General features: G+C 41.4%; 22 protein-coding genes. 10 read left to right on the top strand and 12 right to left on the bottom strand.

All coding sequences use genetic code 11. The features are described from left to right. The first annotated feature begins 20 nt into the window (after positions 1–20). Entirely contained in the window at positions 21–395 is a 375-nt protein-coding gene (locus H5186_RS05600) for a gamma-butyrobetaine hydroxylase-like domain-containing protein (RefSeq protein WP_182794228.1), read from the top strand. A 280-nt stretch (positions 396–675) separates the two neighbouring features. Here H5186_RS05600 and H5186_RS05595 read toward each other — a convergent pair whose 3' ends face one another. From H5186_RS05595 to H5186_RS05580, 4 genes are all read right to left on the bottom strand, one after another. Next, positions 676–936, bottom strand: a complete 261-nt coding sequence (locus tag H5186_RS05595) for a hypothetical protein (RefSeq protein WP_182794227.1) — start codon at positions 934–936, stop codon at positions 676–678. A 584-nt stretch (positions 937–1,520) separates the two neighbouring features. Next, positions 1,521–3,401 (bottom strand): methyl-accepting chemotaxis protein, encoded by a 1,881-nt coding sequence (locus H5186_RS05590; protein ID WP_182794226.1) that lies wholly within the window; start codon positions 3,399–3,401, stop codon positions 1,521–1,523. A gap of 116 nt (positions 3,402–3,517) precedes the next feature. Next, positions 3,518–4,546, bottom strand: a complete 1,029-nt coding sequence (locus H5186_RS05585; RefSeq protein WP_149982619.1) for an MJ1255/VC2487 family glycosyltransferase — start codon at positions 4,544–4,546, stop codon at positions 3,518–3,520. Beyond that, positions 4,543–5,082 (bottom strand): phosphatase PAP2 family protein, encoded by a 540-nt coding sequence (locus H5186_RS05580; protein WP_182794225.1) that lies wholly within the window; start codon positions 5,080–5,082, stop codon positions 4,543–4,545. The genes H5186_RS05585 and H5186_RS05580 overlap by 4 nt, the downstream gene beginning before the upstream one ends. A 218-nt stretch (positions 5,083–5,300) precedes the next feature. Here H5186_RS05580 and rraA point away from each other — a divergent pair, with 218 nt between their 5' ends. Together rraA and H5186_RS05570 are read left to right on the top strand one after the other, a co-directional pair. Then, on the top strand, positions 5,301–5,798 hold the full coding sequence (gene rraA / locus H5186_RS05575; RefSeq protein WP_145238473.1) for a ribonuclease E activity regulator RraA: 498 nt from the start codon (positions 5,301–5,303) through the stop codon (positions 5,796–5,798). Positions 5,799–5,801: 3 nt separating this feature from the next. Beyond that, a complete protein-coding gene (locus tag H5186_RS05570) occupies positions 5,802–6,848 on the top strand; it encodes a formimidoylglutamase (RefSeq protein WP_182731684.1) in 1,047 nt (348 codons plus the stop codon). Positions 6,849–6,855: 7 nt separating this feature from the next. Here the strand turns inward: H5186_RS05570 and H5186_RS05565 are convergent, their stop codons facing one another. Then, positions 6,856–8,511, bottom strand: a complete 1,656-nt coding sequence (locus H5186_RS05565) for a GGDEF domain-containing phosphodiesterase (RefSeq protein WP_179959215.1) — start codon at positions 8,509–8,511, stop codon at positions 6,856–6,858. Between the two features lie 130 nt (positions 8,512–8,641). Then, entirely contained in the window at positions 8,642–9,889 is a 1,248-nt protein-coding gene (gene hutI / locus H5186_RS05560; protein ID WP_182717687.1) for an imidazolonepropionase, read from the bottom strand. A 108-nt stretch (positions 9,890–9,997) separates the two neighbouring features. On the opposite strand from hutI, the gene hutC reads away from it, so the two are divergent. The 3 genes from hutC (at position 9,998) to hutH (ending at position 14,016) form a co-directional block, all read left to right on the top strand. Then, positions 9,998–10,705: a histidine utilization repressor gene (hutC, locus tag H5186_RS05555; protein ID WP_149982615.1), complete on the top strand. Its 708-nt coding sequence runs from the start codon at positions 9,998–10,000 to the stop codon at positions 10,703–10,705. 102 nt (positions 10,706–10,807) lie between these two features. After that, positions 10,808–12,481, top strand: coding sequence for a urocanate hydratase (gene hutU / locus H5186_RS05550; RefSeq protein WP_182794224.1), 1,674 nt, complete (start codon positions 10,808–10,810; stop codon positions 12,479–12,481). 2 nt (positions 12,482–12,483) lie between these two features. After that, positions 12,484–14,016 (top strand): histidine ammonia-lyase, encoded by a 1,533-nt coding sequence (gene hutH / locus H5186_RS05545; protein ID WP_182740286.1) that lies wholly within the window; start codon positions 12,484–12,486, stop codon positions 14,014–14,016. On the opposite strand, the gene H5186_RS05540 is transcribed toward hutH, so the two are convergent. After that, on the bottom strand, positions 14,013–14,786 hold the full coding sequence (locus H5186_RS05540; RefSeq protein ID WP_182760688.1) for an NADP-binding protein: 774 nt from the start codon (positions 14,784–14,786) through the stop codon (positions 14,013–14,015). The genes hutH and H5186_RS05540 overlap by 4 nt on opposite strands. Positions 14,787–14,912: 126 nt before the next feature. Here H5186_RS05540 and H5186_RS05535 point away from each other — a divergent pair, with 126 nt between their 5' ends. Continuing rightward, entirely contained in the window at positions 14,913–16,943 is a 2,031-nt protein-coding gene (locus tag H5186_RS05535; protein WP_182794223.1) for a methyl-accepting chemotaxis protein, read from the top strand. Between the two features lie 110 nt (positions 16,944–17,053). Next, complete coding sequence (gene hemN / locus H5186_RS05530; RefSeq protein WP_182717683.1) at positions 17,054–18,427, top strand: oxygen-independent coproporphyrinogen III oxidase; 1,374 nt, start codon at positions 17,054–17,056, stop codon at positions 18,425–18,427. Between the two features lie 62 nt (positions 18,428–18,489). Here the strand turns inward: hemN and H5186_RS05525 are convergent, their stop codons facing one another. The 3 genes from H5186_RS05525 to H5186_RS05515 form a co-directional block, all read right to left on the bottom strand. Further along, positions 18,490–19,002, bottom strand: a complete 513-nt coding sequence (locus H5186_RS05525) for a DUF2489 domain-containing protein (protein ID WP_220491317.1) — start codon at positions 19,000–19,002, stop codon at positions 18,490–18,492. Continuing rightward, the gene (gene yihI / locus H5186_RS05520) at positions 19,002–19,586 is read right to left on the bottom strand and encodes a Der GTPase-activating protein YihI (RefSeq protein WP_182717682.1); all 585 of its coding nucleotides are present in this window, start codon (positions 19,584–19,586) and stop codon (positions 19,002–19,004) included. The genes H5186_RS05525 and yihI overlap by 1 nt, the downstream gene beginning before the upstream one ends. 755 nt (positions 19,587–20,341) lie before the next feature. Further along, positions 20,342–20,974 (bottom strand): cytochrome c, encoded by a 633-nt coding sequence (locus H5186_RS05515; protein WP_149982610.1) that lies wholly within the window; start codon positions 20,972–20,974, stop codon positions 20,342–20,344. Between the two features lie 295 nt (positions 20,975–21,269). Between H5186_RS05515 and yihA the strand changes: the two genes are divergently transcribed. Beyond that, positions 21,270–21,932 (top strand): ribosome biogenesis GTP-binding protein YihA/YsxC, encoded by a 663-nt coding sequence (yihA, locus tag H5186_RS05510; RefSeq protein ID WP_145238434.1) that lies wholly within the window; start codon positions 21,270–21,272, stop codon positions 21,930–21,932. Here yihA and H5186_RS05505 read toward each other — a convergent pair whose 3' ends face one another. Both H5186_RS05505 and H5186_RS05500 read right to left on the bottom strand, forming a co-directional pair. Then, on the bottom strand, positions 21,933–22,454 hold the full coding sequence (locus tag H5186_RS05505) for a DUF1285 domain-containing protein (RefSeq protein ID WP_182717681.1): 522 nt from the start codon (positions 22,452–22,454) through the stop codon (positions 21,933–21,935). Next, positions 22,454–23,041 carry a YceI family protein gene (locus H5186_RS05500; RefSeq protein ID WP_182717680.1) on the bottom strand — a complete coding sequence of 196 codons (588 nt, stop codon included), beginning with the start codon at positions 23,039–23,041 and terminating at the stop codon, positions 22,454–22,456. The genes H5186_RS05505 and H5186_RS05500 overlap by 1 nt, the downstream gene beginning before the upstream one ends. Before the next feature lie 437 nt (positions 23,042–23,478). Here H5186_RS05500 and H5186_RS05495 point away from each other — a divergent pair, with 437 nt between their 5' ends. Continuing rightward, entirely contained in the window at positions 23,479–24,399 is a 921-nt protein-coding gene (locus tag H5186_RS05495; protein WP_182794222.1) for a triacylglycerol lipase, read from the top strand.

The raw sequence follows: 24,399 nt of genomic DNA, 5'->3' as shown, positions 1-24,399 counted from the left end.
CTCAATACACAGGCATAACAATGAAGCAAGTGATCAAGGTACATCATCATACCGTTAGCAAAACCCTTGATGTCTATTTTGACGATGACACCCACTGTACTTTTAGTAGTGAGTTTTTACGTGTTCATTCACCGTCTGCCGAAGTACAAGGCCATGGTAACGAACCAATGAAATTGGTACTCGGTAAATCGCAGGTTAGCATCAAAAACATCGAGCCAGTCGGCCACTACGCACTGCGTTTAGACTTTGACGATGGCCACAACAGCGGTTTATTTAGCTGGGTATACTTCAGCCACCTACAAGCCCAACATGACGATTTATGGCAAACCTACCAACAACGCATCGCAGAACATCAAGCCAATAAAGACAGCGTACCGATCAAGTTTGTGCCTTAGCGAGTTTGCGAGTTAAAAGGTTCAAGGTGAAAGTTAGCGCAGCTCGGCGTTAAAGTTAACTATGTCATTCTGGTTGAGTGTAGCGAAGCGTAACGAGAAGGTGCTAGGTAACTAGGTTTTTAATAAGTCCTAAAATAGTATGATTACCGTAAGCTACTTGCAGCTGCATCGACAGACGATGTAAACAAATTTGTTTATTGATTTTAAGTTTGGCCGTTACCGAATTTAAACCGTCAAAGGTAATACTATTGCCTATTGACTGAGTTAAGGCTCATATATGTTAGGGTTGCTTTCTGACTTTAAACCTATGATAAATAAAACCAATAACAAATGATATTACTAAGCATGCCGCAATTAGTTTTACACCTAACATTTCAAGAGGAGACTGACCTTTTGGAAAATAATCAAAATATGAAACACCACTGTTAAAGCATTCACCAAAATTTGGCTCAATAATATCAACAAAACCTGAACAAAATAATGCAGAACCACCATAAGATAATATAAATAATATCAGTAAAATCCAGCTTAAAAGTTTCATTGATACTCTCGTAATCCTAACGAGCCTGTAGAATAACTCGTTTTTAATTTATTGTTATTGATGGTTTAACCATAGCGGAGTTGCTATTTTGATTCAATCGCTTAGTAATATTCATGTTAGATTATCAGTTATTTAAGCATGCCAATACTAAGCGCTAAGTTTCCTTCATTTACTGCTCATTCCCTTCTCTGTGTGCAAAAAAATTTAGTGAATTATTCACAAAGAGGTCAAGAGACGCTGCGTTTTAGAGGTAGGGCCTAAAGGCTGAGGTTGGCGTAGGTCGTGCTTTAGCAGTCAATTCCAATAGTTAATTGATTTTCGCCATAAATGACGACCTACAATGGAGCTAGGCGTATACCCGCAGCTCGTTGCTCAAAACCCGAAGCTTTTCACTCCCTTCTCTTTGTGCAAAAGATCTTTAATTGAAATATTTACAAAGAGGCTCAGAGGCGCGGCGCTTATTTAATTATCCAAACAAAAAAGCCATAACTTTCAAACAACTCAGGGCTGCTTAAAACTTATGGCTTAGCGCTTAAAGCTCAGCTAACTCCTAGAGCCTAAACCCTAGAACCTAGCTTCTGTTTTTAAACCTTAAACTTATCTATCGCGGCGTAAAGCACTCTTGCTTGCTCTGATACCTCTTCGCTAGTTTGTGCATTTTTTGATGAATGAGCTGAGGCATCTTCGGCGATATCACGAATACGCACGACGTTTTTATTCACCTCAGAAGCAACTTGGCTTTGCTCGTCAATTGCGGTGGCAATATGCGTGCTCATTTCCATAATAGTTTGCACATCTTCGGTAATAGAGTTCAGTAGTTCACCCGCTTTTGTTGCTTGTGCTGCGCTTTCGCCGCCTTGTGTTCGGCATCGTTGCATTATGCTTACGACTTCTTGAGTACGCCCTTGTAAAATCGAGATAATGCTCTCAATCTCTTTGGTTGACTCTTGAGTCCGCTGTGCAAGTGAACGCACTTCATCAGCAACAACAGCAAAGCCACGGCCTTGCTCTCCGGCGCGCGCAGCTTCAATTGCGGCATTGAGTGCTAGTAAATTAGTTTGTTCAGCAATACCACGAATAACATCCAATACTGAGCCAATGGTTTCACCGTCTTTTTCAAGCTGTGATACTACGGTAGTGGCATTACCCAGTGAATCAGATAATTGATTGATCTGCTTAACCGTTGCTTCAACTTCCTTGCGTCCCTGTTGAGCACTTTGATTGGTTGATTCTGCTTTTTTGGCTGCAGCCTCGGTATTATGAGAAATGTCTTGAATGGTAGCTTGCATTTCAGTTGCGGCGGTTGCAACCATATCAGCTTCATGCAACTGCTCTTGCATGCCCGAGCTGGTTGCAGCAGTAGTCTCCGATAAATGATCGGTAGCGATATTTAAAGTTGTTAAAGCTGTATTCACTTCGTAGATCAGTTCTTTAAAATCATTTATGAGACTATTAAAATCGATCGTCATGGTAGTAACTTCGTCTTTACCACTATGATCTATTGTAAGTCGTAAATCATTGTTGCGACGAATTTCATTGATGGTGTGATACACCCGTTCAATCGGCACGATAATCGAGCGACTTGTAAAGTACACCAAAATCATCACCAGTAAGCTGGCAACAATAAAAATTGCGATAGCAATCATTTGTGCTTGTGCAGCAGTAGACTCAACTTGTTGTTTCGTTGCAGTCGTAATTAAAGTGACTAAATCATCACTTTGTTTAACGCTGTCTCTCATTTTACCAAGTGCACCTGAACCTAAATCCAGACCTAATGCAACTTGCGCATCAACTAACGACTTAAACTTACTTTTATAAATTGCAAGTAAACGTAACAGCTCAGACTGGTCACTTGAAGCCAAGTTTTCGTTGCGAATTTGACGTTCTAGCTGCGATACGCCGTCTTCAAAACGAGTTAAATATTTTAGGTCAAAACGCAGCATAAAATCTTTTTCAGAGCGTCTAAGCTGCAACATCAAAGTGAGTAAATGATAGTTATCTTGCTTATTTAACAGCGTTTCCATTTGATGTACAGCATCTCGTAGTTCGCCATAAAGCGCATCTTTAGGGTGCAAACCAATTTTCTTTTGTAATTTTACAACTTTTTGAAAGTCGTCATTATACTGCTTAGCAAGTGCTACAAATTGCTCGACTTGCGCAGTGGCAATATCAAGCTCGGCTGATAACTTAGCCAACATTTTTATTTTAACCTGTAGCTGCTCATATTCTTGATCGAATAACTCTAAGCTGCCTTCTTGCTTATAAAACAAAAAGTCTTTTTCGTACTTACGCATTGACAGTTCGTGTATATCAAGCTCTTCAGCATACTGAATCGTTTCATTTAGTTTCAGCATAATGCGTGCCTCATAGATAATGACGCACAACATAACGACCATAGCGAGACCAACAACTAATGCATTGACTTGTAAACGACGTTTAATAGTCAAATTTTGGAGTAAACTCATTAACAACAGCCTATAAAATAAATCACTGCAAGATAGTATAGTTAAATAACTAACAATTGGCTTACATTATTATTCTTTTTTACTACAGTGCTTTAAAAAATCCGTTGATTTTGAATTTAACCTACCGAAGCCCACAAATTTTGATGTAATTCCTGTGTGTTATGCCACTGTTTAGCTGCTAACCACTCAACTAATGGCTGTGGATCACTTGGAAAATTAATCTGTTTTTGTGATGTACTATTGAGCCAGTCATCCAACGCATTGGGGTTTAAGTAATTCATTACGTGCGCGGCTTTCATTGCTAATAATGTTTGTGCATTGGCGTCTTGTTCAAACTGCCCTGACAATGGTTTCAATAACAGTTTTTTACCTAATTTTAGTGCTTCGCTAGAGAGCTCAAAACCCGCATTTGCGATCACGCCACTGGCATTGGCTAAATCATTTAAAAAGCCACCACGTGAAGGGGCTCGTAGATGAATATTAGCGGATGAACTATCCTGAGCTTGCGGGTGGTAACAATAAAATTCTTTTTCAGGAAAATCTTGTAAGTAATCAATCACACTTCGCAGTTCTTCAAAAGGTAAATATACCAATACTTTATTGTCAACATTGACCGGATTATCATGTCGATGATGAGCAATAAAAGGAGGGATGATATTTTGTGCGAATGGCTGCCAATGCACGCCTAAATAGGTATCAGCAGGAGCATAATATTTTATTAATGAGCGGCGCAGTAAACTATGGCCAAACATTGGTACTTTGGGTGATAAAAATGCAGCTTGATGACTCATGCCTATTACTGGCACTGCTTGGCGTTTTGCTGCCCATGCAGTGATCGGTTCAAAGTCATTAAACACAAAATCATAACCCGATACATCTAACTGCTTTATGTCTTTTAGTAATCTACATATACGGCTATTTTTCACTGTTTGGTAACTATTGACTTGACCATTTTGAGTAGTAAAAGATAACCCCCGAAAGCTGCGATAATTAGTAAACTCGTCCATATCAAAGTAATTCTGCTGGGCTCGCCCTGAAAACACATAATCTACAGCAATCCCCATTTGCTTAAACGCATTCGCCATCACCCTTGCTCGGGTTATATGACCATTACCGGTCCCTTGAATGCCATAAAGTATTTTCATAAGGTAGCCACTATCAAGATTGCCAATAAACCACAGCTTCCCCCCATCAATGCACCAAGCATTACATCAACAGGAAAATGTACCCCAAGTAACACCCGCGATGCTGCGACCCCCGTTGCCCACAAAAAACATAACTCTGCGAATTGCGGGAAATACTGCGCTAAGATAACGGCAACTAAAAATGCGCCAGCACTGTGCCCTGACGGTAAACTAAATTTATCGCTGGGCGTAATGTAAGCGCCTTTTACTAAACAATCACATGGCCGAATTCTGGCAAAACTATTTTTAGCCACGTAATAAATGGGTCGCTCAATTAAAAAGCCCAGCAATAGAGTCATCGCCATAAGCCGTAATTCAGCTTCACTGCTAAGCCAGCCAAAACCAACAGCGATTAATACATAAAGCCCTCCATTGCCTGTTTTTGAGAAACCTAAAGCTGAATTTTTTAACCATTTTGGGGCATTGCCATTAAATAGCATCAAAAACAAACTTTGGTCCAGTTGGACAACTTTTTTTAGCATGTTGTTCTCACTCATTACTTGCTCCTTTAATTGTGCAAACTCTGTACACAATTTCAGCTTAGGCGGTGAAAATAACAATTGAGTGACGCTTTTAAGACACTAATATTGCTTTTCCTGTTTTAGCGCAATAATTGTTTAAAAAGAGCGCAATTTACTGTTATTAAGTCGTTGTTATTGCATTTAAGAAAGGTATACTGAACATCAGCTCACGTATCTTTAGAAAGGATAGAAAAATGGATTACAGCACTTCAGATTTATGCGATCACTTTGCCGATGTGGTCGATGTGCTCGAACCTATGTTTATTAACTTTGGTGGTCGTCACAATTTTAGTGGCCGTATTAAAACCGTCAAATGTTTTGAAAATAATGAACTGATCCGCGACATACTCTCTCAAGACGGCGAAGAATGTGTATTATTAATTGATGGGGGTGGTTCAACTCGTCGCGCATTAATCGATATCGAGCTTGCTGAACTAGCTGTAGAAAATAACTGGCAAGGCATTGTGGTATACGGTGCAGTACGTCATGTTGATGAACTTGAAGAGCTTGATTTAGGTATTCAAGCAATTGCTTCAATCCCTGTTGCAGCAGACAGCACCGGTGCTGGTGAAGACGGCATTGGCGTTAACTTCGCTGGTGTATCATTCTTTGATGACGACTTTATCTATGCAGATAGCACCGGTATTGTATTATCTGGTGAAGAACTTGAACTGGAAATCGTAGAAGAATAACGAGTGTCAAACCACCTACATATCTATGATGAAGCGACTGTAAAACCTTGGTGTAGCAGTCGCGCTAATGAAAGAAAAGCATGGCAGTCAATAGCCCTACTTGACACTGGTGTTGATCCTTTACAAGCCATGCACGATGCCGCGCAATTTGGTATTAAGTATGTATTACTAGGTATTTGCGAAGATATCGGGCCTCGCGCCAACTTAGGCAATGGTGGTGCCGAAGATGGCTGGCAAGCATTTCTTAAACGCTTTTTAAATCAACCTGATAACCAATTTTTAGCGAACGAAAAAGTTTTGTTATTAGGCGAAGTCGCGATCAGCGATTTGACTCTTGCGGCGCGCGATTTATCAAACCAAAATCCTCAGCAACTAACACAATTACGCCAGTTATGCGCCCAGCTTGATCAACGTGTTGAGCAAGTGCTGAGCTTAATTTTTGCTGCAGGGTTAGAGCCAATCGTTATTGGCGGTGGCCATAATAACTGCCTTGGTATTATTCGCGCATTAAGCAAGCATAAACAGCGCCCAATAAACGCGATCAACTTTGACCCTCATGCCGATTTCCGTGACTGTGAAGGCCGCCATAGTGGTAATGGTTTTCGCTATGCATATAACGAGCAACACTTAAATAATTATCATGTTATTGGCATGCACGAGCTGAAAAACAATCAAGCAATTATTGATGCTTTAGCTGCTGCCCAATTTAGTTATGATAGCTACCAAGCGCTGCAAGTGAGGCGCGAAAAAACCTTAACTGAAGCATGCCAGCAGGCACTATATAATCTAATTGATGCACCACTTGGGGTTGAAGTGGATCTTGATAGCATTTCATTAATGCCCGTCAGTGCGTATACCAATTGTGGTTTTAGTGTTAGCGATGCCGAGCACTTTGTGCATTTAGCTGCCAGTCAAGTAAACAGCCAATACTTGCATTTATGTGAAGCAGCCCCCAACCAACATCCTAGTGGTATACAGGCCGGAATGAGCGATGCAGGGCAAATAATCACAGCTCTCGTGAATGCTTATTTACAAGCCAAAGCAAACTAAAAAACGATTACGGATGCTCTATTTGCCATTGTTTTAACCAAGAGATCATGCCAACACTGCTCAGTGGATGACTGTAGTAATAACCCTGCGCAGCATAGGCGTTTAAACTTTTTACAAAATTAAGCTGCTCCAGTGTTTCTACCCCTTCGCAAATTACCTTCGCATTTTGTTGGTTATGCATATCAACCATACCACTTATCAAACTACGAACATGGCTTTGATGACTGAAATCAGCTGTTAATGAAGGCGCTATTTTCACATATGCAACGGCTAAATTTGGTAACTTAGCAAGCCAAATAGGGCTATCACCAAGGCCATCCACACAGACTTTAATACCAATGCTATTGATGCGTGCGACCATTGCTTTACCTTGCTCATCTAAACTCATAAACAGATTAAGTGGACACTCGACAATTAAATCGCCAGTTTGTAGTTGATGTTCGATAAAAATGTGATCAAGGAATTCGATAAATTCTTCATTTAGCATTTCAGAGCCAAATAAATTGATACTCAAAGGCATCGTTATGCCTTCCATGCGCAGTGCCATTGCAAGCTCTGCGGCGCGTTCAATAACAAATGTGGCTAATGGATAAGCAAGCCCTGCAACACGTATATCATCAATAAATCGATTAGCCGATAAAATCCCTTGTCTGGGATGTTGCCAACGCAGTAACAACTCTAAAAATTCAATTTTTTCATCGTGATTGCAAATGATGGGTTGGAAGTACAGTTCAAGTTCGCTAGAAAAATCGATATTTGCTAATTCTTGCAAACGCGCTTGCTGTTCTAGTTGCTCTATTCTCATTTGTTGATGGTACACCACCACTTGTTGTTTTGGGTGGCTATCTAAAGCGAGGTAAGCAAACGAAATTAAATTATCAAAGCTATTTTCTTGTTCATCGCAATCAACGAAACTGGCCCGTGCATTGACTTTAATAGTGCAATTAGCCACATTAAACGGCTTCAAGGTGGCCCCTAGTATTTGATTGATTAATTGCTCATGTAGATGTTTTTGCTGCGCTAAATTACATATAAATGCAAAATTAAGGCCACCAAGGTGAGCTAATTTTTGTTCCCCAGCTAAATTAATCACTTCTTCAATAAGCAGTAGTTGCTTAATACGGTTTGCAGACTGCGCTAATAGTAAATCCCCAAAGTCTCGGCCAATATGCTGATTAACCTGAGCAAACCCCTCCAACCGGATAACCACCAACGCAGCTCGTTGTTGATTGTTTTTACGCCAGTCGTAATAACCTTGTCGTAACTGCTTAATATCGGGAAGATTTAATAACGGCGCAGGCTCCATAAAGTGATTTATATGCGCTGCGTCATCAGCCTCAGCAACAAGCTCTTCATCATCAAAATAGCCAGACATAGCCAGTACAATGCTCGCCAGTACAATTAAATAAAGAGGTAACTCAAGTAGTAAATGAGCCGCTAAGCACACCGTAAATACAAGTGCTGAGCAACAGCTCAAAGTGAGCATAGTCCATTTATTTTGCGAAAATGCCAGCCATAAATGCAAACCAATACTCAGTGCAAATAGTAACTCCAAAAAGTTAAAGCCGCCGCTTAATACTGCCAGCCCAAGTACCCCATTGCTGAGATAGCTAAAGCGCAGTAATGGCTTTTTAACCACGCACAAGGCACAGATCATCGCCATAAAAATAGCGCCGGCTAAAAAAGTAGGCGTCAATATATTGTTTAAAAAAGCGCTCCCTGCAGAATATTCAAGTCCCGTATTTGTTAATAGCGCGATTAAAATCATTTTTTGAGTACAACATTACAACAGACTAATTTAGTCTACCCAAAATCCACAGATTTAACAGTTTATTCACGCCAAATTGATAACTTAATTGTGCTGGGTGGGATATTTGCCAATGAGCTATATCGGCACGCATGCCGACTTTTAACACTCCGCGATCAGTTAAACCCAATGCTTTGGCGGCATTACGCGTAACTCCGGCGAGAGTTTCTTCAGGAGTTAAGCGAAATAAAGTACACCCCATATTCATCATTAATTGCAAAGAACACAAGGGTGATGTACCTGGATTAAAGTCTGTCGAAATCGCTATTGGTACTTGATACTGTTTTAATAGCTCAATTGGCGGCTGTTTGGTTTCGCGTAAAAAATAAAATGCCCCGGGTAATAATACCGCCACAGCGCCTGCTGCAGCCATGGCCTTTACTCCAGCTTCATCTAAATGTTCAATATGATCAGCAGATAACCCATTAAATTCAGCGACTAATTGTGCTCCTTGCTGATTTGAAAGCTGTTCAGCATGACATTTCACTGGCAAATTATGTTTTTTTGCGGCATTAAAAACTCGTCGAGTTTGCTCATTACTAAAACCAACATTTTCGCAAAACACATCGACAGCATCGGCTAAATTTGCAGTGACCACTTGCTCAAGCATCTCATTACAAACCAGATCGATATACTCATCACTGCGACCTTTATATTCCAAAGGTAGGGCATGCGCCCCCAAAAATGTCGTTTTTACATCAATTGGGTGATTTTCACCTAACAAACGTGCCACTTCGAGGATTTTAACTTCATTTTCGCAATCAAGTCCGTAACCAGATTTGATCTCAACGGTACTCACTCCCTCGGCATAGAGGGCATTGAGACGATCCTTCGCGAGCACAAATAAAGCCTCATGATCCGCAGCTCGTGTGGCTGCTACCGTACTAGCGATCCCCCCACCTTGCGCTGCTATTTGCTCGTAACTAACACCTTGTAAACGCTGTTCAAACTCTTCAGCTCTTGAGCCGGCAAACACTAAGTGGGTATGACAATCAATTAAACCAGGTGTTAGCCACTGCCCTTTTGCTGAAAGCATCGGCGTTGCTAATACGTCGAATTTAGGTAAATCGGCCTGTTTACCCAACCACACAATGACACCTTTACGGATTGCCAGCGCTGCATTTTCGATGGCGCCATAAGGTGCTGCAATACTGCAATCCATAGTTGCGATATTGGCATCGGTGATCAATAAATCCCAGTCATTAGCCGGATCATTTGCAGTGATTGTTGTCATATTAACTCCGAAAATTATTTTTTCTCAGTCTAACAAGTCATCTTGTATATACAAGGTAAATATGCCATCTTATAGTTAATAGTAAATTTAAAAGACCATAATAATTTAATGACGACACCTAAGTTCGCACAAATAAAGCAATTTATTGTTGATAATATCCGCAGCGGCGCATGGCTTGAAAACCAACGTGTGGCTTCTGAAAATGAATTGGCCGAACAATTTAGTGTTAGTCGAATGACTGCGCGCCGAGCGTTAAGCGAATTAACCGAAGCAGGTATTCTTACTCGTAGCCAAGGTTTAGGCACGTTTGTTGCCAGTTTTAAATCACAATCATCATTGCTTGAAATTAAAAATATAGCAGATGAAGTCAAAGCCCGTAACGGCAATTACAGCTGTACAGTATTAGTGCTTGAATCTATCAGCGCCATTGCGCCAATTGCGATTGCACTGGGTGTTGAAGTAGATAGCGTGGTGTATCGCAGTGTATTAGTGCATAACGAAAACGAACAGCCACTGCAAGTTGAGGAGCGCTTTGTTAACCCGGCCCTAGCAACAAGCTACCTTCAACAAGATTTTACTGCGTTAACTCCGCACGAATATTTATCGAGCGTCGCACCATTAACTGAAGCGCGCCATACGGTAGAAGCAATAATGCCTAACAGCGAAATGTGCCAATGGCTTAATTTATACCATGAAGAGCCATGCTTACAGGTGATTAGGCGTACTTGGTCATCATCTGGGATTGTTAGTTTTGCCCGTTTAGTATCACCGGGTAGTAAGTATCGCTTAGGCGGACATTTAACTTTTAAAAAGTAATATGTAAAAAATAACATTAGAAAGAATATAAAAATCAAAATGATGCGCTTCACAGCGTATTTTTTGAAACCAATAAGCTTGTATATACAACAGGAGTAATCTATGAACAACAGACTTGATGAATCTCGCGTTATTCGCGCCCCACACGGCGATAAAATCAGCGCTAAGAGCTGGCTCACCGAAGCAGCTAAGCGCATGTTAATGAATAATTTAGATCCTGAAGTAGCCGAACATCCACATGCTTTAGTTGTGTACGGTGGGATTGGTCGTGCAGCGCGTGATTGGCCTTGCTTTGATAAAATCATCGAAACTCTCGACAGACTCGAAGACGACGAAACGCTACTCGTACAATCAGGCAAACCTGTTGGGGTATTTAAAACTCACAGTAATGCACCGCGAGTATTAATTGCCAACTCAAACTTAGTACCTCACTGGGCTAATTGGGAGCATTTTAACGAGCTCGATAAACTTGGTTTGATGATGTATGGGCAAATGACTGCGGGATCATGGATCTACATTGGATCACAAGGCATAGTACAAGGTACCTACGAAACCTTTGTAGCAATGGCAAAACAACATTTTAATGGTGACGCTGCTGGAAAGTGGGTGCTAACCGGTGGCTTAGGCGGTATGGGCGGCGCGCAGCCACTTGCGGCAACCATGGCGGGATTTAGCGCACTCGTAGTTGAATGCGATGAAACGCGTATCGATTTTCGGATCAAAACCCGCTATGTGGATGTTAAAGCAACCGATTTAGATCATGCACTGGAGCTTATCAACGAGGCGTGTGGCAAAGGCGAAGCGCTGTCAGTCGGCTTACTTGGTAATGCCGCTGATGTATTTAGTGAGCTTGTTAACCGAGCTATTACTCCCGATGTAGTGACCGATCAAACCTCTGCTCACGACCCGTTGAATGGCTATTTACCGCAAGGTTGGAGCATGCAACACGCGGCTAAAATGCGTGAACAAGAACCACAAGCGGTTGTCAAAGCAGCTAAGCAATCTATGGCTGTGCAAGTCAACGCAATGTTAGCACTACAACAAGCTGGTGCTGCAACAACTGACTACGGCAATAACATTCGTCAAATGGCATTTGACGAAGGCGTAACAAATGCCTTTGATTTCCCAGGTTTTGTGCCAGCTTATATTCGTCCATTATTTTGCGAAGGAATTGGTCCATTCCGTTGGGTGGCATTATCAGGCGATCCTGAAGATATTTATAAAACCGACGCAAAAGTGAAAGAGCTTATTCCTGACGACAAACACTTACATAACTGGCTTGATATGGCTCGTGAACGTATTCAATTCCAGGGCTTACCTGCTCGTATTTGCTGGGTTGGCTTAAAAGACCGCGCTCGTTTAGCGCTGGCGTTTAATGAGATGGTCAAAAATGGTGAGCTTAAAGCACCGATTGTGATCGGCCGTGACCATTTAGACTCAGGCTCAGTTGCGAGTCCAAACCGTGAAACCGAAGCAATGAAAGACGGCTCAGATGCAGTATCAGATTGGCCATTACTTAATGCATTACTGAATACCGCAGGAGGTGCAACATGGGTGTCACTTCATCATGGTGGTGGTGTAGGTATGGGCTTTAGCCAACATTCTGGCGTAGTCATTGTTGCTGATGGCACCGACGAAGCAGCTGCGCGGGTTGGCCGCGTATTATGGAATGATCCTGCAACGGGCGTTATGCGCCACGCGGATGCAGGTTACGATATTGCAATTAATTGTGCGACCGAGCAAGGCCTCGACCTGCCAATGTTAAATAAGGAATAATCATGTTTAAACTCACCCTAACACCTGGAAAGCTCGATTTAGCAACACTGCGCCAAATTAATTTATCACCAGTGACGTTAACGCTCGCCAAAGATAGCGAGATAAAAATAGCAGCCAGTGCACAAACCGTGCAAGACGTGATTGATCAACACAGAACGGTATATGGCATTAATACCGGTTTTGGCTTACTCGCCAATACTAAAATTGCTGAACATGAATTAGAGTTACTCCAGCGATCCATTGTACTTTCCCATGCTGCGGGCATCGGTGCTTATATGGATGACAGCACAGTACGATTGATGATGGTATTGAAAATTAATTCATTATCACGTGGCTTTTCTGGCATTCGCCTAAAAGTGATCGAATTCTTTATGCAGTTACTTGCTGCACAAGTCTATCCATGCGTGCCAAAAAAAGGCTCGGTAGGTGCATCTGGCGATTTAGCGCCACTTTCACATATGTGTTTACCACTGCTCGGCGAAGGCGAAATGCGCTATCAAGGTAAACTCATTAGCGCCAATGAAGGTCTTAAAATAGCCGGTCTTGAGCCATTAACACTGGCCGCTAAAGAAGGCTTGGCTTTGTTAAATGGCACTCAAGCCTCTACCGCATTTGCGCTTCAAGGTCTATTTCGGGCTGAAGATTTATATGCACAAAGCTGCGCGATTGGCTCAATTAGTATTGAAGCTGCAATGGGAAGTCGCTCGCCATTTGATGCACGTATTCATGAAATTCGTGGCCAACTTGGTCAAATCGATACCGCGGCAATGTTTCGCGACATGCTCGGTGAACATTCACAGATCAGCGAAGCTCATGTGGATTGTGAAAAAGTACAAGACCCGTATTGCCTACGCTGTCAGCCACAAGTACTTGGTGCATGTTTAACGCAAATTCGCCAAGCCGCCGAAGTGTTGTTGTGTGAATCTAATGGTGTAACCGACAACCCATTAGTATTTGCTGATGTAGGCGATATTATTTCGGGAGGTAACTTCCACGCCGAGCCTGTGGCTATGGCAGCCGACAATTTAGCATTAGCGATTGCCGAAATTGGTGCACTAGCTGAGCGCCGTATTGCGTTACTGATTGATTCAAACTTATCAAAGTTGCCACCTTTCTTAGTTGAAAACGGCGGCGTTAATTCAGGCTTTATGATTGCACAAGTAACCGCAGCAGCATTAGCGTCTGAAAATAAATCATTGGCGCACCCTGCTTCTGTGGATAGCTTACCAACTTCAGCGAACCAAGAAGACCATGTTTCTATGGCAACTTTTGCAGCACGTCGTCTGCAAGAAATGGCTGATAACACGCAAGGCGTACTGGCAATTGAATGGTTGGCATCTGCGCAAGGGTTAGAATTTAGAAAGCCATTGCAGGCATCAGCCAAAGTTGAACAAGCTAAAGCAACACTGCGCACAAAAGTGAGCTACTACGATAAAGACCGTTATTTTGGCCCAGATATCGAAGCAGCTAATTTATTATTACAACAAGGTGAGTTGTGTAATTTATTACCTAAAGGCGTATTACCGTCGTTTTAAATAGCAAACTGATAGTTAAAACCAAGTGATTCAATAGCCGAACCATCAATGATGCGTTCGGCGCTTTCGTCACTCGTAAATGTAGGAGGGGTTGTTCCGTATTGCTGGCATTTTTGCTGATAGTAATCTGCTTTGCTTGGATGAGCTGGATTGACGACATTGTAAATTGGCGCTGCAACTTGCCAATTCTCCAACACACTAACAATCGCATTAATAACATCTTGTTGCTGCACCATATTAACGGTTTGGTTGCTCGAACTTTGTAGTTCTTTGCCTGCCACAAAACGCCCAGGCTCTCGCTCTGGCCCAATTAAACCACCGAGTCTAAGTACTTTTCCACCCGCATTTAATACCAGTTGCTCAGCATCAATTAATGGCTGTTGGCGTGCAGTACTTACTTTAATCTCACTTTGCTCTGTATAGGTTAGATTATCTTGATCATAAACAGCCGTTGATGAACACAACAAAAAACCTTTTGCATTCATGGTGCCTGCCAGTTCAATGGCTAATTTTAACGTGGCTAAATAATGGCTATCAGCGTGGCGACTACGTGGTGGTATAGCACACACCCACCACGCATTATATAAATCTAGTTGATGAACTAATTGCTGATCTGCAAATACTAACTGGCGCTGAAAAGCATGTTGATGCTCAGCGCTACGATGAGTGCCTTGAACATCCCAGCCTTTTGCAAGCTGTTGTAAGCACAATGGCTGACCCAACCAACCTGCGCCCAATACTATTAATTGGTCTTTATTTGTACCCGCCACGCAACATTCCTCTTACAATTAAATAGAAATTTGTTCACTTCTCTCATCGCACACAATAGCGATTAAGATAAAGATATGATTAGATAAGAGTGCTTACTCTACTAAATAATAAGAATGTGTGCACTTATGTTACGAAATCTATCATTACGAAAAAAAATCCTGTTATTAATTGGTGGCACTATCAGTGTGCTGTTACTTATTGCCTCGGCTTACTTTGTGAACCATATAGCCGCCTTGTCTCGTCAAAGTATTGAACGCGAAGCATACAGCTACTTACAAAGTGAACAGCTGTCAATGCAGAGCTATTTTGCTCAATATGGCAAAGTTGTAGAAACTTTTGTGAATAATCCTCATCTCGTTAACTGGTTTGACGCATGGGATAAACGCGACCAAACACTCCAAGGTGCGCTAGGCTACGACGAAGTAAATCAAGACTTTATACGCATTAGTAGCAATGATGAAAATATTCTCTCGGCATTTTTTGCCTCCGCCAAAACCGGTGAATATTTTAAAGAGCATGAACGTACTACCCACTATAATGGCCAGCCGTATTACGCTTATAAACGTGGTTGGTGGCAAGATGCATTAAAAATTAACCGTTTATATGTCGGGCCCATTTCAGTTGATTTAACCACAGGTAATGCCTCTGCGGTTGTGCAACAGCCTGTTTATAATAAGCAACGCGAACTAATTGGTTTTGGTGGCGTAGATTTACAACTGAATAAAATCAATAAAATGGTCGAAGATATTCGTTTTAACGGTCAAGGTTTTGGCTTTTTACTCGATGGCGACCAAAAAGTGGTGCATTTCTCAAAACGTACCAACCATAAACTTTCAATCACCGATGAAGGCCCTAACGGTAAAGAAGGCTTAGAAGTACTTGAAAAACAATTTAGCGACACGCAAGGCTTCAGTGCGCTCAACCAGCAAATGAAAAATAACGTCGCTGGTGATGCCAAAGTAACCTTGCAAGGGCAAGAGTACTTTGTGGTTTATAACCGCTTACAATTAGAGCATCCTTATTTAAACTGGTACGTGGGTATTTTAGTGCCACGCACTATGATTGATGAGCCAGTAAATGACGCGGTCATGACCACCACCAGCTCGGTCGTTATTATTTTATTAATCATCATCGCAATGATTTTGTGGGCCACACAGATGATCTCACAACCGATCATCACCTTAACCCATATTATGCGCGATATTGCTTCTGGGGATGGCGATTTAACCCAAAAAATTACTATTGATAGCAAAGATGAAGTTGGCCAGTTAGCTCATCATATGAATACCTTTATCGATAAATTACGCGTTATGATGCTTAATACCGCAGTACAGGCTGAACAACTTACCGATGCGGCGGCACAATTAAAATCGGTTTCGCAACAAACTAATGACGAAATTCAACAAGAAAAACAGCAGGTTGATAGTGTTAGCGCTGCAGTAACCGAAATGGCGACCACGGTTATGGAGATCTCCCGTAATGCACAACACACCAACAATGCAGCTGAGGAAGTCCAACAGATCACTGCAGATGGCGCCACTCGCTCGCAAAATGCACAAAGCGTGATGACCGCCTTAGCTGACCATATTGGCGAAGCTGCTAAAGTGGTCGCAGGCCTAGAGCAAGAAAGTGGTAACATCGGCGCCGTAGTTGATGTGATCAATTCCATTGCAGAGCAAACCAATTTGCTGGCGCTGAACGCTGCAATTGAAGCCGCCCGTGCTGGTGAGCAAGGCCGTGGCTTTGCGGTCGTAGCCGATGAAGTTCGCTCGTTGGCCAGTCGCACACAAGAGTCAACTGATGATATTCGCAACATGATCTCACGCTTACAGCAAATTGCACAGCAAGCTTCAACTATGATGCAACAAGGACAAGAGCGCGCGCAAAGCTCGGTTACGCAAACGCAAGAAGTACTAGATGCATTGCAAAACATTGCTGACTCAGTGACTAAAGTACAAGATCAAAGTCATCACATTGCCACCTCAACCGAGCAACAAACGGTGGTTGCCGAAGATATAAATAATAGTTTAGCGGCAATTAATCACTTAGTGAACAGCACTGCAGATCATGCCCTTGAGCTTGCTGATGAAGCCAGGGACCTTAACGAGCTTGCCAGCTTACTAAATAAAACCGTTAATCAGTTTAAGCTTAAGTAAGCCAATATTGATAAGCAAAAGAGTGCTCCGGCACTCTTTTTTGTTGTAGATCAATATTCCCTCGACGCATCCTTTTTATACTAACGAAAATGATATAAAAGGTGCGCGTGATGATTAATTTACCCAAATGGGATCAAAGCTTAATAAATAAGTACAATGTGTCTGGACCAAGATACACCTCCTACCCCACAGCATTGTCGTTTAATGATGGCTATCAACAACAAGACTTGATCAGTGCAATTAACTCATCAAACAGTCGCAGCTTATCTTTATATATCCACATTCCGTTTTGCAGTCAGCTTTGCTATTACTGTGGCTGTAACAAAGTAATAACCCGCCATCAATCAAAAGCTGACTTATACCTAGATTATCTTGAAAAAGAAATCATCGCTCAAGCGCTGCTATTTGATAGCTATCAAGTACAGCAACTGCATTTAGGCGGTGGCACGCCCACTTTTTTAACAACCAGCCAAATGAGCCGTTTAATCGCGCTACTTGAGCTGCACTTTAAGTTTGCTCCCGATGCAGAGCGTGGTATTGAAATAGACCCTCGCTCACTGGCAACTGACATGCTCAGCCACTTGCGTAGCCTTGGCTTTAACCGTGTATCATTTGGCATTCAAGATTTTAATGATGATGTACAGCTTGCCGTTAACCGTCCACAAAGTGCTGATGCAGTAAAAAGTTTGATTGGTGAAGCCCGTGAACTCGGCTTCAAATCAATTAATGCAGATATGATTTATGGCTTACCACTGCAAACCCCTGAGAGCTTTAAAGAGACTATTGAGCAATTAATTGCCCTTAGTCCTGATCGTGTATCGGTATTTAATTACGCGCACTTACCGGATCGCTTTGCCGCTCAGCGAAAAATTAAGGATGCAGATTTACCTAGCGCTCACGATAAGCTCACCATGTTTAAGAATACCTTAGAACAAATGAGTAACGCAGGTTATCAGTTTATTGGTATGGATCACTTTGCAAAAACCAGTAATGAGTTAGCTATTGCACAAAATAGTCAGCAATTACATCGTAATTTTCAAGGCTACACCACTCATGGAGACTGTGATTTGCTGGGTTTAGGGGTGTCATCAATTTCACAAATTGGCACTGCTATTTTGCAAAATCAAAAAGAGTTAAAGCATTACTATCACGCGATTGATAATCAGCTTGGCAGTGCAATCAGCAAAGGTATGAAACTTGATAATGATGACGTTATTCGCGCTGATGTGATCAAACAGCTTATTTGCCACTTTGAACTGAATATGCAAAGTATTGCTAATACCTATCAACTCGACTTTAAAGATTACTTTGCCAGCTCACTGCAAGCTCTTGAGCCACTAATAGCAGATGGCATGGTGACTATCGATGCAGACTTAATAACCGTCACAGCACGCGGCAATTTGTTTATTCGTATCATTTGTATGTGTTTTGATGCTCATTTACAAAAACAGATTAACGCGACTCGGTTCTCTCGGGTAATTTAATCTGAGTGCACAAGCATAAAAAAAGCAGACCGAGGTCTGCTTTTTTTATTGATACTGTAAAATTAGTTAAACACCACGTTTTCGCTACCAGGGGCTGCTTTAAACTCTTCAATGATTTTCTCACAGTCAGCTTTAATTTGCTCTGCATGAGTTTCTTCAGCACGCCAGCGAGCGCTGTCTTGTTTAAATATTTCTTTTTTCGAATATTTTTTACGAGCGTCATGAGTTGGCATTTCTTTTACCACTTCATACATCGCAAATATGCCTGGATAACGCCCTGGAAGGTCTTCGTCATCCTCAAAGCTGTATTGCGACATTAGCACCCAAATACGCAAACACCCTTCTGAGAACTCACATTGCTCTTGGTGCATAGCACGGGCGATTAAATGAATGCTGTCTGCGAGCTTGGCATTACGCTCTAAGCGCGACTTAGCTAACTTAGCTTGCTGCTTTACCTGCTCTTTCGCGATCAGTTTTTTTTGCGCACTGAGTTTATACAGTAATTGGCCAGCATAAAATGCCAGCCCCGCAATGATCACAGCGCCAACACACAGAGCCAAGATCATTATGTTCATTATTTATCGTCCTCGTCATCTAACCATTCATTGGCTAAATCATTCGACAAGTAATGATCAAAGTCACTATTAGCTTCTTCGCTAAACTCTTCATCATCAAAATCGTCAGCTTCGTCTTCAATACCAAGCAATTCACATAACACTTGATGACGTGCAATACGGCTGTTGAAGTATTTTGCATCTTTACCTGTTAATAACTGGCCACTTTCATGTAACTCAACCAGCTTCAATAAGCGCTCGTCATTTTCTAGCGCTTCTAATTCTTGCTCTGGTGAAAGCTCAGGCTGAACTACTTTTTTCAGTTCAACTTGTGGCTTCAAGTTACGTTTAAGCTCAATAACTGGTTCAACTGCAACGGCAATTAAAGGGATTGGTTTTTTACTACCAACACGTTTGTCTTTATGTTGCTGATTACTATTACTCTCAGGCTGTAAAGCGTCTATCGAATTACGTGAACCGGGCTTTGCACCTTTGGTCTTTTTAACGCGTTGTTCTTTCAATGCACGCATTTCTTTAAGCTTATCTTTGCTTAAACGAACAGGACCGTTAGACGGGATTTTACGTGACTTTTTAGTTCTACTCATATCTTGATCATCTCACTTAAGAGGTTTTGAGCAACGCGCATTTTGGCGTTGCGATGCTGGCCTTGCCAGAAGAATTCGGTTTGTGCGGATTGAGGTTGGGTAACTCGACTACTTGCGCACTTTCTATACATTTAAGTATAAACGATGGCTATTGTAACAGGACAAATAAAAAGGCGGTAGAGAAAACATCTCTACCGCCTGCTAATCTGAGCGCCATTTAACTGGACACTTCTCCCTTCGACTTTTTAGTCTTTATTATTGTTATTATTTTTGTTGTTCCATGTTGTTATTATTTTTACCTTCCGTGTAGCATTCCATTTTGTTTTTATTTTAAACTTCCGTGAGATTTTATTATTCTCGGTCTTCATTGACTCTTTTTTAATATTCCTTCGGTGACATCAACCGATGTCTTATCCCCGATAATCACGTCACACTACTTTCCGTGTAGTTTAGTCCATTTTGTTCTTATTGTTTCAGCGACAAGGGTTAATTTACGCATTAATAATTTTGTTACAACTAATTTATATAATTTTTCTTACGCAATACAAATTGCAACATAACCAAAACATTAAATTACAATAAGTTATGATAAAAACAAAAATAAAAATAGGATTTAGCTTACAGCAAGGCATGGTCAATGTCTTACAAGGAAAGAGGTAATATCGACAAAACACAAATACAAAAAAAGCAGCTTACGCTGCTTTTTGTAACCACTATAGATTTTAGGATTAATAATAAAACTAATCTATACTACTTTAGTGTAGTCCACCTAAGTACTTAGAAAGCACTTCGATATCTTTGTCTGTTAGCTTGGTGGCAATATCTTGCATCATGCCATTTAAATCATTATGACGCACACCATCACGGAATTTCTCAAGTTGTGACTTGATGTATTCTGGATGTTGAAAAGAAATTTTTGGAAACTTAGCTAATGATGAGCCATTACCACGTGGGCCATGACATGCTGCGCATGCTGGAATACCACGTTCTGCGTCACCTGCTTTATAAAGCATGGCGCCAACGTCAACGATATCTTTAGGTGTTGCACCCTCTGACATGTTAAGTGACGAAAAATAAGCAGCCAAATCTTTCATGTCTTGATCGTTCAATGGCATTGCCATCGCGCTCATGACTGGATCCATACGACCCTCTTTACCACCTGAAGTCATACCTAACTTCAATTCAGTAAGTTGCTTATAAATATAATCCGCGTGTTGGCCTGCAAGTTTTGGGTAGATATTAACCGGCGCGTTACCGTCTGGGCCGTGACAAGCCGCACACGTTGCTGATTTTTCTTTACCTGCGTTTACATCGCCATCAAATGCTGTTGCGTTGCTTGCTGACAACGCACCAAGCAATATAGTTAAAGATAGTGCTATTTTTTTCATGGTGAATTCTCTGTTTCCGACCCTGTATCATCTACAATATGGATGTTGTGATTTACATATTCTACACGATAATAAATTCTCTGGCACGTTTTCTACTCATATTAAACTTATAAATTATAGGGTTTTGACCTAGATTAAGCTTTGGCCGTATCATTTTAGTTGATTTTAGGCTGCTATCTTAGTCTAAATCCGCTTTTTAATAGTGTAGTAATAGTATAAAATGCGCCCCTTAAGTGAACTTTAATTAAGTAAAGTTTACTCGCTGTAATACTTAATTAAGTTTCTAGGAGAGCCTGTGCTCAAATCTCGTATCAAATATAACACTGCGTCGTTCGTTACCAGCGCTCCAGATATCACTAAATTGCCTGCTGATACGGGAATTGAAGTTGCCTTTGCTGGCCGCTCCAACGCCGGTAAGTCTAGTGCTCTTAATGCATTAACTGACCAAAAGCTGGCACGTACTAGTAAAACCCCTGGTCGTACGCAACTGATCAACACATTTGAATTAGCCGATGTTGATGATATGCGCCTAATCGATTTACCTGGCTATGGTTTTGCTAAGGTACCGATCGAAATGAAAAAGAAATGGCAAAAGTCATTAGGTGAGTACCTGCAAAAACGTCAAAGTTTAAAAGGTATCGTGATCTTAATGGATATTCGTCATCCTCTTAAAGATTTAGACCGCGATTTAATTAATTGGGCAATTGGTAGTGAAATTCCAGTATTGGCGCTATTAACTAAAGCCGACAAACTAAAGCAAGGTGCACGTAAAGCACAGGTGCTGCAAGTTCGTCGCGAGTTAAGCAGCTTAGAAGGTGATATTACCGTTCATGCGTTTTCATCTTTAAAAGGCACAGGATTACCTGAAGTTGCTAAGAAATTAGATGAATGGTTCCTAGGGCCAATTGTTGCAATACCACCTACTGATGTTGAACAAACGCCTGAATCAGATGCTTAATCACACGTTTAAGTAAAAACGCTGACCCGCAGATTGAATGAAATAGCCTTGCTTATCAGCTTGTGCTATTTCTGCCCACTGATAAAACACACTTCTTGATACCCGAGCACTACAGCCATACGGTAACTGTAAATACGGCACATTATTGCCCTGATAATCTTGTACTACTAAAGGTTGTTCGCAGGTTACTAGCCAAGTTCGCTGTAAATTATCCACACAACATAACACTTGCCCTTGCTCTGTCATTTCAAAGCGCCAATTAACGATTATAAAGGGAGCATCATGGACAGTAATAGCTATTTTTTCGATTGGTGTTTTTAAGTAAAAAGTATCCTGCTCTTTGCAAAGAACTGAGGCAAACAGCTTAACCATAGCGATACGAGTAATTTTACTGCCACCGTATAACCACTCACCTTGCTGATTGATGATAATTGGCAGCTCGCCACAATGCTGCGGCTGCCATTGAGAAAATGGCTTGCTTGGCTGCTCAAGTGCAGTGGCAAGCTCATTCAAAGAGTGCATTATTTAAGCTTGTTCATCGTTAATGAAAAACTAACAGGTACTGCCGTTGCTATCGATGGTAAACCTGCTAACTTTTGCAATTGCATAATGCCATCAATGACAGCAAAGTCTGCGCCATTAATGATAATTGGGCTCATTGATGAAACGCTGATATCCCCTTGCGATGACAAGTTGGCGATAACATCCACTGTAATCTCTTTCTTAGCACCATGAAAATCAAGTTCAGCACTAATACCTTTAAATACATGTTGGCCAGGCTTAAGCGCTTTTAATTGCTTGCTTAAATTAGCTGTTATGGTTGCGGTTGGAAACTTCGCTGTTTCAAATAACAACTTGGTCATGCGTTCATTACGAATAGGGATCATCGTTTCAACTGAGCTCAGATCAATATCGACTGATAAAGAGCCATTTTCAGCTAAACTACCTGACACATTTTTGAAGTGATGCACTTCAGCAATACTATTTGACTTAATAGACACAAAACTTACTTTGCTTTGATCATTGTTAACCTGCCAGTCAGCACAGGCAACACCAGAGACTAATAGGCTTGATAACGAAAGACCTAATATCGCAATTGATTTAACCATCACGCATTCCTTTCAAAATGAAAATGAGATTCAATGGTATCACTTGTTCTATGAAGTGCAATCAATAGCATAATAAATAACAGAGACAAAAAAACGACCCAACAAATTAATGCTGGGCCGGTATAGCAAACTGGGGAGAAGCTATCAATACGAGCACCCTTTCGAGTGCATCATCAACAGGATGTCCTACAGGATGAGGACGACGCGGACTTTACCAAACTAACCATGATAAATAAACTAAATACAGGTACTAACTAGTCGAATTGATAAACATATAACTAATACTACAAATTGCATGTTAATTTAACTTAATATTAACATTGAATTTCAGCTCAAAATTTGCTCTATTAACTAATTAGAATAAAAAATCCACACACTTTGTCTGTAAACAGCAGTTCAAAGCGTGATCAAACACACACAATAAAAGAGCACTGATCATGAAAAAAATAACCACTCTATACTTATGCTGCCTGCTATTTATCTTCAGTAATAGCGCTAATGCAGGCTATACCCAAACTAAATACCCAATTGTATTAGCACATGGCTTGATGGGTTTTGACGATGTATTAGGTGTCGATTATTTTTATCGGGTACCAGCAAGCCTCAGTCGTGATGGCGCACAGGTTTTCGTCACGGCCGTATCCTCGCTGAATAGTTCTGAACAACGAGGCGAGCAGTTACTACAGCAAGTTGAACAGATTATTGCACTAACTGGTGCAACAAAAGTAAATCTCATTGGTCATAGTCAAGGTGCGCAAAGTATTCGCTATGTTGCCTCACTACGCCCCGACTTAGTTGCCTCAGCGACCAGTGTTGGCGGTGTTAATTTTGGTAGCCCTGTTGCTGATGTGGTGCGCCAAGGACTGACTCCTGGATCTAAGCTAGAAGGTATAGCTAAAACAGCCTTTGATGCATTTGGCGGGTTAATCGCATTACTCTCTGACAATAGTCAGTTACCACAAGATGCGCTTGGTGCACTGGAGAGCTTAACCACTGAGGGCGCGCTGGCCTTTAATCAAAAATATCCAGAAGGCCTACCTGCTGAGCAATGCCAGCAAGGACCTATGTATGCCAGTAATGGCGTATATTACTTTTCTTGGAGTGGCACTCGAACTTTAACAAATATATTTGACCCATCAGATGCAGCACTGGCGATCACTGCAATACTGATCCCAGGCGATGACGATGGCTTAGTCTCTCGTTGTAGTAGCCATTTAGGTTATGTATTAAAAGATAATTACCGCATGAATCACCTTGATGAAGTGAATCAACTGATTGGCTTTCATCATTTATTTACAACCGATCCACTGACAGTCTACCGTCAACATGCTAATCGCTTGAAAAAATTAGGCTTATAA

This window comes from Pseudoalteromonas sp. SG41-2 (assembly GCF_014164535.1).
Lineage (GTDB): Bacteria > Pseudomonadota > Gammaproteobacteria > Enterobacterales > Alteromonadaceae > Pseudoalteromonas > Pseudoalteromonas rhizosphaerae.
This window is presented reverse-complemented; position numbering and strand designations above follow the sequence as displayed.